This window comes from Streptococcus oralis (genome assembly GCF_026782235.1).
GTDB lineage: Bacteria > Bacillota > Bacilli > Lactobacillales > Streptococcaceae > Streptococcus > Streptococcus oralis_CC.
The window spans coordinates 199,880-215,402 of sequence record NZ_JAKUWE010000003.1 but is presented as its reverse complement, the minus strand read 5'-3'; the positions used below and the strand labels follow the sequence as shown (position 1 = coordinate 215,402).

The following is a 15,523-nucleotide window of genomic DNA, read 5'->3' as shown; positions in this document are numbered from 1 at the left end:
TTATGCTAATCCCAATTTTTCAACAAGGGCTTCAAACTCGTTCAAGCGACGTTCAAAGACTGCAAAGGCGTCATTAAGATAGTCTTCCTTCTCCATATCCACTCCCGCTTTTCTCATAACATTGAGCGGATAGTCAGACTTACCTGCCTTGAGGTAGTCGATATAGCGGTCACGATCTTCTTGGCTACCATGGACAATCTTCTCAGCCAAGGCTGAAGCAGCTGCAAAACCAGTTGAATACTGATAAACATAGTAGTTATAGTAGAAGTGTGGAATGCGTGCCCACTCGTATTGGATCTGAGGATTTTCTTCCTTGCTGAGTCCATAGTACTCTTGGTTCAGGTCAGCGTAGAGCTTATTGAGGAAATCACTTGTCAAGACTTCTCCATTTTGGTCTGCTTGATGGATGGCGTGTTCAAACTCAGCGAATTGAGTTTGACGGAAGACTGTTCCACGGAAACCGTCCAAGAAGTTATTGAGAATAGCAAAGCGAGTCGCATCGTCTTTCACTTCCTCCAACAATTTCTCTGTCAAGATATTTTCGTTGGTCGTTGAGGCAATCTCAGCCAAGAAGATAGAATAATCTCCGTAAACATAAGGTTGGGTTTCTCGAGTATAGCTCGAGTGCATACTGTGACCTGTTTCATGGACAAGGGTAAAGAGATTATCTAGATTGTCCTGCCAGTTGAGAAGCATGAAGGCATTAGTATCATAAGAACCACCAGAATAAGCACCAGAACGCTTGCCTTGGTTTTCATAGACATCAATCCAACGCTCGCTAAAGGCACGTTTGACACGGCTCAAGTAGTCGTCACCCAAGACCGCCAAGGCCTCTTCTGCTTTTTTCAAGGCTTCTTCGTAGGTAAAGCTATAATCTACAGAAGAAAGTGGTGTGTATACATCGTACATCTTGAGATCTGAAATCCCCAAGATTTTAGAACGAAGTTCGAGGTAACGATGCAAGAGTGGCAAATGCTTGTGAACTGCTGCTACTAGATTGTCATAGACACTTTCTGGAACAAAGTTTGCTGCGAGGGCTGCATGGCGAGCACTCTTATAGTTGCGAACTTTTGCGCGGTAGTTTTGCACCTTAACATTTGTCTGCAAAGTCTTAGCGTAAGTGTGTTGGAATTGCTCGTATGTCGCATAAAGGGCTTCATAGGCACCACGACGCACTTCACGGTTTTTAGACTCCATCAAACGGATGTAAGTACCGTGTGAGAGTTGCACTTCCTTGCCTTCGTCATCAAGCACGTATGGGAAGCTAATATCCGCATTGTCCAAAATAGCGAAGGTTTCACTAGCAGCGCCAAAGATTTCTCCTGCTCCAGCAAGTAATTCTTCCTCACGTTGCGAAAGAACATGGTCTTTCTTCTGTAAGAGCTTATCAAAAAAGTGCTTGTAAACTTGGAGTTTTGGTTGAGCTTCTAGGAAGGCCGCATACTGCTCTTCGCTAATCTCCATAAACTCAGGTTCATAGAATGCAAAGGCTTGTTCTAACTGACTGTACAGGGTCATTGCCTTAGCATAGTACTCTTGATACTTGGCTTCACGCGTGTCCTGGTCATTTTTCATATGCGCATAGACATAAAGCTTTTCAACTTGGCGTTCCAAGTCAAGTGAGAATTCTGTAATCTCAAGCAAACTATCTGCGCTATCCAAGAGATGTCCCTCATACTGGGCTGCTGTTTGTACTTTTTCAGTTAAATCTTTCAAGGCTTCTTCCCAAGCCTGGTCTGTTGGGTAGACTGTCGAAAGATCCCATGTATCTTTTTCATTTATTTCATGTCGTTGTAATACCATAAGATTCCTCCATCCTTTCTATTTTACCACATTTTTTGAGAAATATAAGTGATAAAAGGCTGGTGGATAGAGCTTTTGGCGATTATTTTTCGGATTTTTTTGATAGTAAGCCTGAAAATTTCTATAATAGCTAGCCAAATCTGTTTCAATCTGCAAAAAATCACCTGACTCTATCGGTCTGACCTGGGGATACCAGTCATCTAGTTGACGGTTTAATAGATTGTCTCCTTGATAATAAGCTTCCTCCTGCTTCTTCATCCAGTAGGGCGTTTGATAGTACAACTGCTGACGAATGTAGTGACAGATAGATGAATCTTGCTTAACTACAAAACGAGGCAGTTTTTGTTTTTGATAAGGAAATCGTAGAATTTCCAAGAGATTTCCTTGACCAAAGGGAAATTCCTTGACCTGAAAATGAAGCTTGCCACGTAGGTCCTGATGCAGAAGATATTTGAGTCTCAAAACTTGCTTTTTGAGATCCAGTTCCCAAACATAGAAACCCATATTTTGACTAAAATAGAGAAATCCCCTTTGCAGTTGTGTTAATCGCTCTTTTAACCAGAGTTTTTCTCCCAGTAGCCAGATAACCTGATAGCCCTGGCTGCGGTATCCTTGACTTCTATCGCCTAAAAGCTTTTGAGACAAGGGACTGCACTGAACCTCCAGAGCTAGTTTCTCATTGACGAGAACATCTGCTATCTGCTGAATCTCGGGCAGACTATATTCTAAGGCGACTTGATTGTCCTTCTTGACCCAGTGATAAAGGGCCTCTTTGTTGCCCAAGTGTTCTGGACTTTCATTCTCGAAAATAGCCATACAATCTCTTAACCTTTCATGGGCAAAGTGCGTTCGAATGCTCTGCCCTTGACGTAATCGTAGTCCGCCCCCACAGGCTGGACAAGTATAAGCTTGCTTGGTCACATCTTTTTCGAGAGCATTCACCAAAATTCCCTTGGCATCTCTGGCTACAAACATGGTCTACCTCCTTTTCTTTTCTATTCGAAAAAGAACTAAAAAAGACTGGAATCCAGCCTTTCATAATATTATTTCTTATCTTTTTTGTCTCTTAGAATATTTTTTTAGCATGGGTATGAGATTGGGAATCTGCTCACTTCTAATGACCAGCACGCCGTATTCCTGGCAGCGATTGGCATAAACAGGATTGATTTTCCCCGTACAGACAATTAACTTGAGGCAACTCTCCCCAGCAAAATGATTGGCGTAGACTTCTAGTTCATTGATGGCTTCGACTGATAAATCTGTCATTTTGCAGGAGATGAAGGTAATCGAGCGTCCCTTTCTCAGAATGACATCAATCTCATTTTGAACATTATCTGCCTCTGGAAAGATGCCATTCCAATCAATCTCACCACCTATCATGCATTCATCAAACAGCTGAGATTCAAGCGCCAAGAGATAGAGATATACCTCTAAAATATGCCCCTTGTTGCGACAAAAGACTTGAGCTTCTTGACTTGGAAAGCTGTATGCTACTCGTTTCTTGTCTTCGCTTTCAATACAAAGCATCCCTGCTTCCACAAGTAAAGGAATAAGGGATTTTGGATAGTGATAATACCTGCCATTGTTTTCCAGTATTTTTTCGGTCTCAGCATGCAGGTCATTGGTCTTAGCTAGAGAGAAAAATTGGGTCACTTGATACCAGTGGGCAGGATTGGCAATGGCAGAGCTGGCTAGCTTTTTGATGGCTGCAATTTGCTGAGCTGAGTGGATAGGGCGTTTGGATTTGAGGATTTTTCCACCACGCAAGGCTATCAGCTGTTGGATGCTTAGGGTTGGAATGTCCAAATCTTCTTTTTCCAGCTGACCGGCTACCCACTTGTATTGTTTTCCCCGCTCGACATCCATGGCAACAATGGAGAGGTCCCGATCCAAGCCATATTGATAGAGAGATAAGGCTAGTAGCGAATCCCCACCAAAAACATCGAGAAGGACTTGGTCATAGCCTGCTATACAATAATCTAACTGGTCTGCTAGTTGTTCTAAGGATAACTGACGAAAGGTCACTCGTTGAATATGAGGTACCTCTTCCATGATAAACTGACGGAGAGAGAGCTTCTCTTCATTGCTTATTTTCGTCAAAGATAGAAAGAGAATCTCGTCACAATCACTGATAAAGGCTTGGTAGACATTCTTTTCCAATACATGCCGATCATACAATTCCACCAAAAGACTCGTCATTCGACCACCTCCATCATAAAGACTTTCTTGCGCTGAGAGTATCAGCAATACAACTCTAATGCTCAGATTTCCTACTTCTAGTATAGCATAAAATCCTGCTTGCCCCAATCAACCAACGCAAACAAAAACGAATAGAAACCTTGCAAAGTGATTTCTATTCGCTAGTATAGGTTTGATTTACTTGACTTTTTTGGCTAACATAGTCGCAAAGCGTAGTTGAATGCGATTGCCATTTTCATCACGACGGTGCAGATGTCCTGGATTTTCATTATATTTGACCAATTCCCAATCCTTGTAGTAGTCCGCCAACTCCCCTTCTTTAAAGGTGAATGGGAAGTTAACCGAGCAAGGATAATCCTCCGTATCCATAGCACAGACGATAAGGTTGTAACCACCGACCGTGGTGTGCTCCTGCATATTTTGGATAATAGCTGGAATGCGGTCCGCTTGTAGGAACATCAGAACAACTGTTGAAACGATAAAATCATAGGCTTGGCTAATGCTGGCTGAATTGATATCATAAAGTCCGACAGGCATGTCTAGATCCTCTTGTTCCACAATGCTTTGCAAGATTTCAAGGGACAATTCATTTTGGTCAACAGCTGTCACATCAAAACCATTCTGTGCGAGAAAGAGAGAGTTACGGCCTTGACCACAACCCAAATCCAGGGCTATTCCAGGTTTCACTGTCTGCATGGCCTCTAGGACCTCTGAATGGACTGGATTGGTCTGGTATTTCTTAGGGAAATAATCCTCAGGTTTACCATAAAATTCCAAGTACCATTCTACATCATCAGTGGCAGCCTCCACTCGGTGCCAGGCTTGTGGTTGTGCCATAGGATTGTCAGCTCCTGCCTCAAAGAGGTGCTCAGCAAGAACCTCACCATCTTCAGTCAACTCAATAAACTTGAGTGTCCCCTTCAAGACAGTGATTTTTCCCCAAGTCCCGACCTTGGTATTGTGTTTTTGCTGGACAATTTCTGGCATGGTCTGTTTATTCCATAAGGGCATCCGTTTATAGGCAATTAATTTTTCCATTTTACTTCCTCTTTTATCGCTGGTTGACAGCTTTCATGACACGCGCGATGTCGCGGTTTTGTTCACGACGCTTGATGGATTCGCGTTTGTCATAGTCATGCTTCCCTTTGGCAAGTCCTAAAAGAAGCTTGGCGTAGCCATCTTTGATATAGACTTTGAGGGGAACTAGGGTCATTCCTGTTCCTTTGGTCTCTTGTTCCAATTTTTGAATTTGCTTCTTATGGAGCAGGAGTTTACGACGGCGTTCAGGTTCTTGGTTCCAGATATTACCCTCTTCGTAAGGGGCAATATGAACATTGCTCAGCCAGACTTCCCCATTTTTTACTTGGGCAAAGCCGTCCTTGAGATTGATTCGAGCAGCTCGAACGCTCTTGATTTCAGTTCCGGTCAGGACCATTCCTGCCTCTAGCGTATCTACGATTGTATAGTCGTGGTGCGCTTTTTTATTTTGTGCGACGACCTTTCCCTCGCCCTTTGCCATACTTGGCTCCTTTCTTAGCTACTTCTTTGTAAAAAGGTTTCTTGCCTTTTTTCTTCTTATCTTTTTGTGAATGCTTGTGCTTATCATTTGAGCGCCCTGATTTTCTCTTATCTTCCTTCTTGTCCGAACGGCGATTTGAACCACGACCTCTGTCTTTGCGCCCAGCTTGTTTCAAGCCTTTTTCGATGACATCAAACTCACTTGGGATATAAGAGAAGTCAATCTCACCTGTCATCTTATCCGCTCTTTCTACCCGGATACGAATCTGCTGTCCTACACGGAAAGTTATGCCTGATTTTTCCCCACGGAGGGTCAAGTCACGCTCGTTGAAATGATAAAATTCAGGCAAATTGGTGATGTGAATCAAGCCTTCAACTGTATTTGGCAATTCAACAAAGAGACCAAACTTGACGATGCTGGATACAACTGCATCGTACTCTTCACCAACGTATTCTTCCATGTACTCAGCCTTTTTCATAGCTTCGACTTCACGCTCCGCCTCGATAGCACGACGCTCACGGTTGGAAGACTGGGTTGCAATCTCTGAAATCACTTGTTCAAAATGCTCTGCTATTTCCTTAGAACGGCCGTAATCCCGAATCATACGGTGGACAAGGAGGTCTGGATAACGGCGAATCGGACTGGTAAAGTGAGTATAATAGTCAGCTGCTAGACCATAGTGACCGTGATTGTGCTCTGAATAGCGAGCTTGTTGCATAGAGCGGAGAAGCATCATGGACAATACATCCGCATAGGGTTCTCCCTCAACAGCACGCATGATGTCTTGAAGCGCCTCCTGGCTAATCTCACTGGCAGTCCCATAAATCCGCAAACCAAAGCTCGAAGCATAATCAATAAACTTCTGAACTTTTTCAGCCTTGGGCTCCTCGTGAATCCGATAAATGAAAGGTAGGTCCAGTTTACTAAAGTGCTCGGCAACCGTTTCATTAGCAATCAGCATGAAGGACTCAATCATCCGCTCAGCAACACCACGCTGACGAAGAACGATATCCACAGGCTTACCTTTTTTATCCACTAGAATCTTTGCTTCGCTGGTATCAAAGTTAAGGGCGCCACGCCTCTCACGCATGCTTTCTAGCCTTTCATGAAGCTTGGCCATGAGTTCGATACTAGGAACAATTTTCTTATACTCTTGTCTTTTTTCCTCGTCACCTGCTAGGATATCATTGACAGCGCTATAGGTCATACGAAAGCTAGTCTTGATAACTGTTTGGGTAATGGTGTAATTAACCACACGACCATGTTTATCAATTTCCATAATGGCAGACTGGGTCAAGCGATCGACTTGAGGATTGAGCGAGCAAATGCCGTTTGACAAACGCTCTGGAAGCATTGGGACCACTCGGTCTGTCACGTAGACAGAAGTCGCGCGGTTAAGAGCTTCCTTATCGAGGGCAGAACCCTCGGTCACATAGTAAGAAACATCTGCGATGTGAACTCCGAGTTCGATATTGCCATTTTTCAAAGGCTTGATGTGTACCGCATCGTCCAAGTCCTTGGCATCCGCGCCATCAATGGTAAAGGTAATCTCATCTCTCAGGTCCAGACGACCTTCCATATCCTTTTGAGACGGAGCATCTGGCACACTTTCTGCCTCCTTGAGAACAGCTTCTGGAAATTCTGAAACAATATCCATGGATTCCAAGACTTCAAGAACGTCAATCCCAGCATCTGTCGAGTGCCCCACCACGTCCAGAACACTAGCGACAAAGAAATCATGTTTCTTACTTGGGTATTTGTCGATAAAGACCTTGAGAACTTCAGTTCCTTCCAACTTGATAGCCGGTTTCTTCACATAAATCGGTTGGCTGATTTTCTGATTCTTTGAACGAATGTAGCCCGCATACTTGGGCTTTTCCTGATCCAGAACGATTTGCCCGACAACTGTTGTCAGACTATGCTCTAGGATATCGATAATTTTGGCTTCTGCAGCAGTTCCTTTGTTACGGTCAGCGACTTTCTTAATCACGACCTCAACGGTATCACCATCAATGGCATAGTTGACATCGTTTTTTCCTACAAAAAGATCGTCCTCTTCGCCTTCTAGACTGACAAAGCCAAAGCCGTTTTTATGGGCATGAAAAATCCCTTTGAGGGTGATTTCATGTTTCTTCTTTTGGTCCAGACATAAACTGCCATCATCTTCAAAGCGAATCTGGTGCTTTCTTTCCATCAGAGACAGGGTTTTAATCAACTCACGGAAATCCTTGGACCCATCCTTTCCGAGAGCCTGAGCTAGATCATTTACCGTCACTCGCCCCTTCTCTTGCAAATATTCTTTAATTTTATCTTTCATGTTTTCTTTCTAGATTTTTATAATTTTTTGAGTGATAACTTTAGTAAACATCATTCAAAATAAAAATAGGCTAAGACCTAGTCTCGCCCATTTCTTATCTACTTGATAATACTGTCAATGCTAAGGCAATGGCTAGCCAGAAAAAGACTAAAATACCTGTCAAACGTTGCATCACAGCTTCAAAACCACGCGCTTTACTACGTTCAAACAAATCACCTGAGCTGGCATCAAATACATTGCTGGATTGGTTCTTAGTTGGTTGCATGAAAATCGCAATCACAATCACAACAGATAATACTAATAAAATGGTTAATAATAGGTTATACATATCAAACTCCTTAAAATCCCTATTATTTTACCATAAATTCTACTTAGATTCAAGATGTAAAGTTACTTTTCTTTCCTTTGGACAATATTTTAACACCTCAATCTTGTCTGGATGGGTTTTGGAGTTCTTACTGGTTAGATAATTCATGCTGCCACAAGAGGAGCACTTGAGATTGATTTTTACTCGCACTAGATTTCCTTTACTTTTAATAATGATCTAAATTGCACTAAGTTACATAAACAACTGAAAGCCACACAGGCTGCTGTCGCATAAAAGACAGCATGGTAGCCCAAATATCCTGCAACTGCGGATCCCGCCATAGGTCCAATCACTCCACCGAGGTAAAAAAAGACTTGGTTGAAGGCGAAAATCCTTGAAATACCTGATTTCGGAGTCATTTTGCTAAGAAGGGCATTAACTCCCGGTATGAGAGCACCTGTTCCCAAACCAAAGAGAAAACGATACAAGCCAAGTTGAAGGGGGCTGGTTGCATGGGCACAAAGAAGGTAAATGATGACGGAATAAATCTGCGCCGCGACTAACAATCTATGATTCCCTACCTTATCGCCAAGTTTTCCTAGAATTCCAGCACTCATCATGCTAGAAAATCCCATGCTGGATACGATTAATCCTGATACAAATAGGAGATTCTCAGTCTGCCCTAAGTCCCGCACATAGAGAGCTAGAATGGGACCAATTGATTGAGCTGAAAATTGAATGACGAAGCTCGTCAAAAATAGATTCACTAAAAGCCTAGGATACTTGAAAGAAGAAAATACTTCTTTCGTTGGGATAGCCTTCTCCTTAGCCACTGGCTGAAAATCTTCCTTGATAAAGAAAATGGTTAGGATTGCAGCTAAAAATAGGAAAGCACCTACCAATAAAAAGACATTACGAATGCCAAAAATTTCAGCAATAAAGCCTCCAACAAAGGGGCCCGTCAATGTTCCTGCAACAACACCTGTAGATAGAGTCCCCAGAGCCGCTCCAGACTTATCTTTGGGTACCTGACTAGCAATCAAGGCTGTTGCATTGGGGACAAATCCAGTAAATACACCATTGAGCAAGCGCAGAAAGAGTAGCCAATAGATATTGGGTACGAAGGCCAAACCTCCCATGGTAATGGTCATGGCAAGACCTGCTCGAATCATCATGGGTTTTCGACCGTACTTGTCAGCAAGAATACCCCAGATAGGAGAAACTAGAGCTGCTGAAACAGCCGAAACTGAGATGGCTAATCCAGCATAAAAAGCAACTTGGTCTCCTTCAATTCCCAACTGCTCTACAAAGATAGGCATGAAAGGAACGACCAAGGAAATGCTGGCGCCCGTTAGAAAACTACCGAACCAGGCGACACGAAGATTCTCTTTCCAACTAATCTCTTGCACAGCTATCGCCTCCTTCAAGTAACTTCACTACTTGAGCCACAAGCTGATCACGACTGCCATTGTTGTCTAGAACATGACTGGCCAAATCTTTCTTTTTCTCTAAAGACCACTGTGCTGCCAGACGCGACTCCACTACTTCCTTAGAAAGATGATCCCGTTTCATGAAACGTTCCACCTGAACATCACGGTCCACATAGACCAGCCACGTTTCATCAAACCAAGCACTGTAGCCCTGTTCAAAAAGCAGGGGAATATCCATGAAAAAAATCGCTTCTGTCTGGGCTAACTGGTCTCGCAATGCAGCCAATTCCTCACGAATAATCTCTCCTTGGGTTTGTTTAGACCATTCCTGCTCCTCAGGATTTGAAAAGATGAGACTAGCCAGGAGAGGGCGATTGAGTTCTCCATTTTCAAGGATTATTTTTTGTCCAAAGTGCTGAACTAAGAGCTGATAAAGACGACCCCCGGGTTTTTGTAGATCATGGACGACTGCGTCAGCATCGACCACTTGGAAGCCTTTTTGTCTTAGAAAATTTGTCACAGTTGACTTACCAGAAGCAATTCCTCCTGTGATTCCGATGATTTTTCCCATCAGCCCCTCCTTTGACACTGAGGACAAAAATGAGTTCCTCGTCCACCGAGCTGGAATTTCTCAATCACTGTCCCACAGCGGGAACATGCTTGTCCAGTCTTATCATAGACCTGATGGAAGTTCTGCATGGTTCCGTCTTCCCCAAAGGCATTGGTATAGGTCCGAATAGTCGAGCCACCCTTTTCAACTGCCTGTCCCAAAACAGCAATGGTCTGGTCATGAATAGCTGACGCTTCTTCTGCCGTCAAAGTCTGGGAAGGTCTAGCTGGATGGACCTGAGCTCGCCAGAGGACCTCATCCACATAGATATTGCCAAGGCCAGCTACCAAGGTTTGGTCTAGGAGATGGGATTTGATAGGCTTTTTAGACTTGGCTAGGGCAGCTTGAAAGACCTGCAAATCAAAGTCCTGCTCTCTTGGCTCAGGCCCTAGTTTTTTGGAAACAAAGTAGGCATCCAAAAGATCTGGCGCCAAGAGTTCCATGGTACCAAACTTGCGTACATCCTCATATACAAGAGTGCCACCATCTTCAAACAGAATGAAAACATGGGCATGCTTGCGTTCAGAAACCTGATCTGGATAATAAAAATACTTGCCCTCCATCCGCAGATGAGAAATCAATACCTTGTCTGTCAGATAGAAAAGTAAATATTTGCCACGACGCCCCATGGACTCAATTACTTGACCAGGCACTTCCTTTCGAAATTGGTCCAAATCCGTTTTAATCATCTTGGGATAACGAATCTCTACACTCGAAATCTTCTTTCCCAAGATCAATTTTTCTAAGCCACGACGAACCGTTTCAACCTCAGGTAGTTCAGGCATAAGTCCTCCTTCTGTAAAAACAAGAAGCAGGCATGAGCCCACCTCTACTTAATATTCTTTTTCATTATAGCCAAAGTCAGCCAAATCTAGCTTTTTATCACGCCAGTTTTTCTTGACCTTGACCCAAGTTTCTAGAAAGACCTTGTCTCCTAGCATGAGTTCGATATCACGACGGGCCAGGCTACCAATTTTTTTGAGCATGGCGCCACCTTTTCCGATGATAATCCCTTTTTGGCTATCTCGCTCCACCATGATGGTTGCACGGATGTGAACCTTGTCTGTCTCTTCATCCCGTTTCATAGAGTCAACCACTACGGCAACTGAGTGTGGAATCTCTTCACGTGTCAAATGAAGAACCTTCTCACGAATCATTTCTGAAACCAAGAAACGCTCAGGATGATCTGTGATTTGATCAGCTGGGAAATACTGGAAACCTTCCTCTAGATTTTCACTCAAAATATCGATTAGTCGAGAAACGTTATTTCCCTGAAGGGCTGAGATAGGAACAATTTCCTTGAAGTCCATCTGGTTACGGAAGTCATCAATCTGAGCCAAAAGCTGGTCTGGATGGACCTTGTCAATCTTATTCACCACCAGAATCACAGGAACCTTGGCAGCTTTCAGACGCTCGATAATCATATCGTCGCCCTTGCCACGTGGCTCATCAGCTGGCACCATGAATAGAACGGTATCCACTTCACGCAGAGTACTGTAGGCAGATTCCACCATGAAATCTCCAAGAGCCGTCTTAGGCTTGTGAATCCCTGGTGTGTCGATAAAGACGATTTGCTCCTTATCCGTGGTGTAAATCCCCATGATTTTATTGCGCGTTGTTTGCGCTTTGTCACTCATAATGGCAATCTTTTGCCCCATGACGTGATTCAAAAAGGTTGACTTCCCAACATTGGGACGTCCCAAAATAGCTACAAAGCCTGATTTAAATGTCATAATTTCCTCCTAGTGTTTAAAATAATAAATCCCAAATGCGTGGGAAAAAGATAAGTGCACCTGTCACTGCAGCAAAAAGAGAGACCACCAGCACGGCTCCTGCCGCCATGTCCTTGGCTTTCTTTGCCAACATAGAAAAGTGATAGTGACTGGCTAAATCCACCACATTTTCGATAGCAGAGTTCATAATCTCAAACGCTACTACTAAGAAAATGCTCATTAGGAGAAAGAGCCATTCGATTCGTGACACCTGAAAAACAAAACCTGCAAAGATAACTACTAGAGCCGTCACTGCATGTTTTCGCATATTGCGTTCTTCCTTGATGGCAGTCAGAATTCCTGTAAGGGCAAATTCTAAACTAGATACCAGGTCACGATTTTTCCATTTTCGTTTATTGTCTTGTGAGTCCATAGGCTGTCAAAATTTCTTCTTGTAAACCGAACATCTCCGCTTCTTCTTCCGGAGTGTAGTGATCGTAGCCGTTAATGTGTAAAAAGCCGTGTACTGCCAAGAAGCCCATCTCACGCTCAAAACTGTGGCCGTATTCCTCAGCCTGCTCATGAGCCTTATCGATAGAGATGAACAGTTCCCCAATATAGGCATCAAACTCAGACATCATCTCTGCCAATTCAGGATTTTCAAGTAAATCCTCTTCGTCAAAGGCAATATCCAACTCTGGTTTATACTCAAGGCTGATGACATCCGTCGGACGATCGGTATCACGGTACTCGAGGTTGAGTTCGTGGCTACGCTCGTTAGTCACAAAAGTGACTGCCATCTCCTTGTCTTCTTTTCCTATTTTTTGGGCTGCAAATTCCAAAATTTCTTGGGTTTGGAGCAAGATTTCTTGTGAAACTTGACCAGTTTCATCTACCATTTCAATATACATGTACTTCTCGATTCTCTTTACTTGGCTTTATTATACCATATTTCCATGATTTTATTCTACCTTTTTGATATAATACTATGGAATACAATCACAAGGAGAGAACGATGTCATTTGACGGATTTTTTTTACACCACATGGTTGAGGAATTGCGAAGCGAGTTGGTCAATGGTCGCATCCAGAAAATCAATCAACCTTTTGAACAAGAGTTGGTCTTGCAAATCCGCAGCAATCGCCAAAGTCATCGCCTGCTCCTTTCTGCTCATCCCGTATTTGGACGCATTCAGCTAACCCAAACGAACTTTGAAAATCCAGCCCAACCTTCTACTTTTATCATGGTTTTGAGGAAGTATTTACAGGGTGCGGTAATTGAGTTCATCGAGCAAATCGAAAATGACCGTATCGTGGAAATTACAGTTTCCAATAAAAACGAGATTGGGGATCATATCCAGGCCACGCTCATCATCGAGATTATGGGCAAACATAGTAATATTCTCCTCGTGGATAAAAGTAGCCATAAAATCCTCGAAGTTATCAAACACGTTGGCTTTTCACAAAATAGCTACCGCACCTTGCTTCCAGGATCGACCTATATCGCTCCGCCTAGTACCGAATCTCTCAATCCTTATACTGTCAAGGATGAAAAACTCTTTGAAATTCTGCAAACCCAGGAGCTAACAGCAAAAAATCTTCAAAGTCTCTTTCAAGGTTTAGGTCGTGATACGGCAACTGAATTGGAAAGGCTCTTGGTCAGTGATAAACTGTCTACTTTCCGTAACTTCTTCGGGCAAGAAACCAAGCCGTGCTTAACAGAGACTTCCTTCAGCCCAGTTCCTTTTACGAACAGTGTAGGAGAGCCTTTTGCCAGTCTTTCTGACTTGCTGGACACCTACTATAAGGACAAGGCTGAACGGGACCGCGTCAAACAGCAAGCCAGTGAACTGATTCGCCGTGTTGAAAATGAACTTCAAAAAAATCGCCATAAGCTGAAAAAACAAGATAAAGAGTTATTGGCAACAGACAATGCTGAGGAATTTCGCCAAAAAGGAGAATTGTTGACAACCTTCCTCCACCAAGTTCCGAATGACCAAGACCAGGTAGTCTTGGATAATTACTACACGAATCAGCCTATCACCATTGCTCTTGATAAGGCACTAACTCCCAGCCAGAATGCCCAACGCTATTTTAAACGTTACCAGAAACTCAAAGAAGCTGTCAAATACCTGACTGAGTTGATCGAAGAAACCAAGGCTACCATTCTCTATCTAGAAAGCGTGGAAACCGTCCTCAACCAAGCTGGACTGGAAGAAATCGCTGAAATCCGTGAAGAATTGATCCAAACAGGCTTCATTAGAAGACGCCAACGCGAGAAAATTCAGAAACGCAAAAAACCAGAACAGTATCTGGCGAGCGATGGCAAGACCATCATCTATGTCGGTCGAAACAACTTGCAAAATGAAGAACTAACCTTTAAAATGGCCCGCAAGGAGGAACTTTGGTTCCATGCCAAGGACATCCCTGGAAGTCATGTCGTTATCTCAGGAAATCTTGACCCATCTGATGAAGTTAAAACAGACGCAGCCGAACTAGCAGCCTACTTTTCCAAAGGGCGCTTGTCAAATCTCGTGCAGGTGGATATGATTGAAGTTAAAAAACTCAACAAACCAACTGGTGGAAAACCTGGCTTTGTAACCTACACAGGGCAAAAGACCCTCCGTGTCACACCAGACCCAGAAAAAATCGCATCTATGAAAAAATCCTGATCTCACTTGAAATCAGGATTTTCTTTTACAATTTACTCTGCAATCAAGGTTTCCAAACCAACCTTCATCATATCGGTGAAGGTGTTTTGATTTTCTCAGCCAGTTTTTAATAACTCTTAAAGAGCGAGATTGTGGTCAATAAATGAGATAGTTTTCTCTTTCAAGTAACAAGGTTTTGTTGCTATCTTCTAAAATTCTTTTATTGTCTCAATTTCGAAAATACTTCTCCTATCTTGCCTTCAATGACCAATGTAGCTTGGCTGTCTTGTGGAGTACTGGTTTTATTGATAACGACCAGATTTGTCCCAGAAAAATAGTTTACTAGGCTAGCTGCAGGATAAACAACTAAGGAAGTCCCACCAATAATCAGCAAGTCAGCTTGCCGAATAGCTTGTGCAGCTTGGCTAAAGACATCCATGTCAAGTGATTCTTCATACAAGGTCACGTCAGGCTTGACTACCTTGCCACAGTCTAGGCAGTGGGGAACAGGTCCCTCGAGGGCCAGAAAACCAGTTAAGTTATAGAAACGTTGACAACCTAAGCAGTAATTTCGGTCCGCGCTCCCATGCAATTTAAAGACCTTTTGGGAGCCTGCCATTTCATGAAGACTATCAATATTTTGTGTCACAACAGCCTTTAGCTTGCCTGTCTTTTCCAAAGCAGCTAGATAAGTATGAGCAGCATTAGGCTTGGCTTCTGGATAAATCAGGTATTTTTTATAGAAGTCAAAAAAATCTTCTGGATAGCGCTCAAACATGGTCAGAGAAACGAGTTGCTCTGCCGTAAAATGACGGCCTAACTGATGACGATAAACACCATCTGAACTACGAAAATCTGGGATATTAGACTCAGTTGACACTCCTGCCCCTCCAAAGAAAACAATCCGTTGGCTTTGATCTATCAAGTCTTGTAATTGTTCAATTTTATCCATCACATTTCTCCTTAAGCTGGGTTC

General features: G+C 43.1%; 16 protein-coding genes. 1 reads left to right on the top strand and 15 read right to left on the bottom strand.

Annotated features, from left to right (window positions below; genetic code table 11):
- The 14 genes from pepF to ybeY form a co-directional block, all read right to left on the bottom strand.
- Nucleotides 1–1,803, bottom strand: coding sequence for an oligoendopeptidase F (gene pepF, locus MK396_RS04660; protein WP_268723818.1), 1,803 nt, complete (start codon nt 1,801–1,803; stop codon nt 1–3).
- Nucleotides 1,804–1,821: 18 nt separating this feature from the next.
- On the bottom strand, nt 1,822–2,778 hold the full coding sequence (locus MK396_RS04655; RefSeq protein ID WP_268723817.1) for a competence protein CoiA: 957 nt from the start codon (nt 2,776–2,778) through the stop codon (nt 1,822–1,824).
- A gap of 75 nt (nt 2,779–2,853) precedes the next feature.
- Nucleotides 2,854–4,002, bottom strand: a complete 1,149-nt coding sequence (locus tag MK396_RS04650; protein ID WP_268723816.1) for a hypothetical protein — start codon at nt 4,000–4,002, stop codon at nt 2,854–2,856.
- A gap of 177 nt (nt 4,003–4,179) precedes the next feature.
- Nucleotides 4,180–5,040 carry an SAM-dependent methyltransferase TehB gene (gene tehB, locus MK396_RS04645; RefSeq protein ID WP_268723815.1) on the bottom strand — a complete coding sequence of 287 codons (861 nt, stop codon included), beginning with the start codon at nt 5,038–5,040 and terminating at the stop codon, nt 4,180–4,182.
- A gap of 13 nt (nt 5,041–5,053) precedes the next feature.
- Complete coding sequence (gene smpB / locus MK396_RS04640) at nt 5,054–5,521, bottom strand: SsrA-binding protein SmpB (protein ID WP_001051742.1); 468 nt, start codon at nt 5,519–5,521, stop codon at nt 5,054–5,056.
- Nucleotides 5,484–7,838 carry a ribonuclease R gene (rnr, locus tag MK396_RS04635; RefSeq protein ID WP_268723814.1) on the bottom strand — a complete coding sequence of 785 codons (2,355 nt, stop codon included), beginning with the start codon at nt 7,836–7,838 and terminating at the stop codon, nt 5,484–5,486. Before rnr ends, smpB begins: the two co-directional genes overlap by 38 nt.
- 94 nt (nt 7,839–7,932) lie before the next feature.
- Complete coding sequence (gene secG / locus MK396_RS04630; protein ID WP_000282517.1) at nt 7,933–8,166, bottom strand: preprotein translocase subunit SecG; 234 nt, start codon at nt 8,164–8,166, stop codon at nt 7,933–7,935.
- Between the two features lie 39 nt (nt 8,167–8,205).
- The gene (rpmG, locus tag MK396_RS04625; RefSeq protein ID WP_007519517.1) at nt 8,206–8,355 is read right to left on the bottom strand and encodes a 50S ribosomal protein L33; all 150 of its coding nucleotides are present in this window, start codon (nt 8,353–8,355) and stop codon (nt 8,206–8,208) included.
- The gene (locus MK396_RS04620) at nt 8,355–9,554 is read right to left on the bottom strand and encodes a multidrug efflux MFS transporter (protein ID WP_033584091.1); all 1,200 of its coding nucleotides are present in this window, start codon (nt 9,552–9,554) and stop codon (nt 8,355–8,357) included. The genes rpmG and MK396_RS04620 overlap by 1 nt, the downstream gene beginning before the upstream one ends.
- Complete coding sequence (coaE, locus tag MK396_RS04615) at nt 9,541–10,146, bottom strand: dephospho-CoA kinase (protein WP_268723813.1); 606 nt, start codon at nt 10,144–10,146, stop codon at nt 9,541–9,543. The genes MK396_RS04620 and coaE overlap by 14 nt, the downstream gene beginning before the upstream one ends.
- Complete coding sequence (gene mutM, locus MK396_RS04610) at nt 10,146–10,970, bottom strand: DNA-formamidopyrimidine glycosylase (protein WP_198459727.1); 825 nt, start codon at nt 10,968–10,970, stop codon at nt 10,146–10,148. The genes coaE and mutM overlap by 1 nt, the downstream gene beginning before the upstream one ends.
- 48 nt (nt 10,971–11,018) lie before the next feature.
- A complete protein-coding gene (era, locus tag MK396_RS04605) occupies nt 11,019–11,918 on the bottom strand; it encodes a GTPase Era (RefSeq protein WP_057489015.1) in 900 nt (299 codons plus the stop codon).
- A gap of 16 nt (nt 11,919–11,934) precedes the next feature.
- Nucleotides 11,935–12,330: a diacylglycerol kinase family protein gene (locus MK396_RS04600; protein ID WP_268723812.1), complete on the bottom strand. Its 396-nt coding sequence runs from the start codon at nt 12,328–12,330 to the stop codon at nt 11,935–11,937.
- The gene (gene ybeY / locus MK396_RS04595) at nt 12,311–12,808 is read right to left on the bottom strand and encodes an rRNA maturation RNase YbeY (protein WP_268708642.1); all 498 of its coding nucleotides are present in this window, start codon (nt 12,806–12,808) and stop codon (nt 12,311–12,313) included. Before ybeY ends, MK396_RS04600 begins: the two co-directional genes overlap by 20 nt.
- A gap of 104 nt (nt 12,809–12,912) precedes the next feature.
- On the opposite strand from ybeY, the gene pavA reads away from it, so the two are divergent.
- Complete coding sequence (gene pavA / locus MK396_RS04590; RefSeq protein ID WP_268723811.1) at nt 12,913–14,568, top strand: Rqc2 family fibronectin-binding protein PavA; 1,656 nt, start codon at nt 12,913–12,915, stop codon at nt 14,566–14,568.
- 199 nt (nt 14,569–14,767) lie between these two features.
- Here the strand turns inward: pavA and MK396_RS04585 are convergent, their stop codons facing one another.
- On the bottom strand, nt 14,768–15,499 hold the full coding sequence (locus tag MK396_RS04585; protein ID WP_268723810.1) for an NAD-dependent protein deacylase: 732 nt from the start codon (nt 15,497–15,499) through the stop codon (nt 14,768–14,770).
- Between the last annotated feature and the right edge of the window lie 24 nt (nt 15,500–15,523).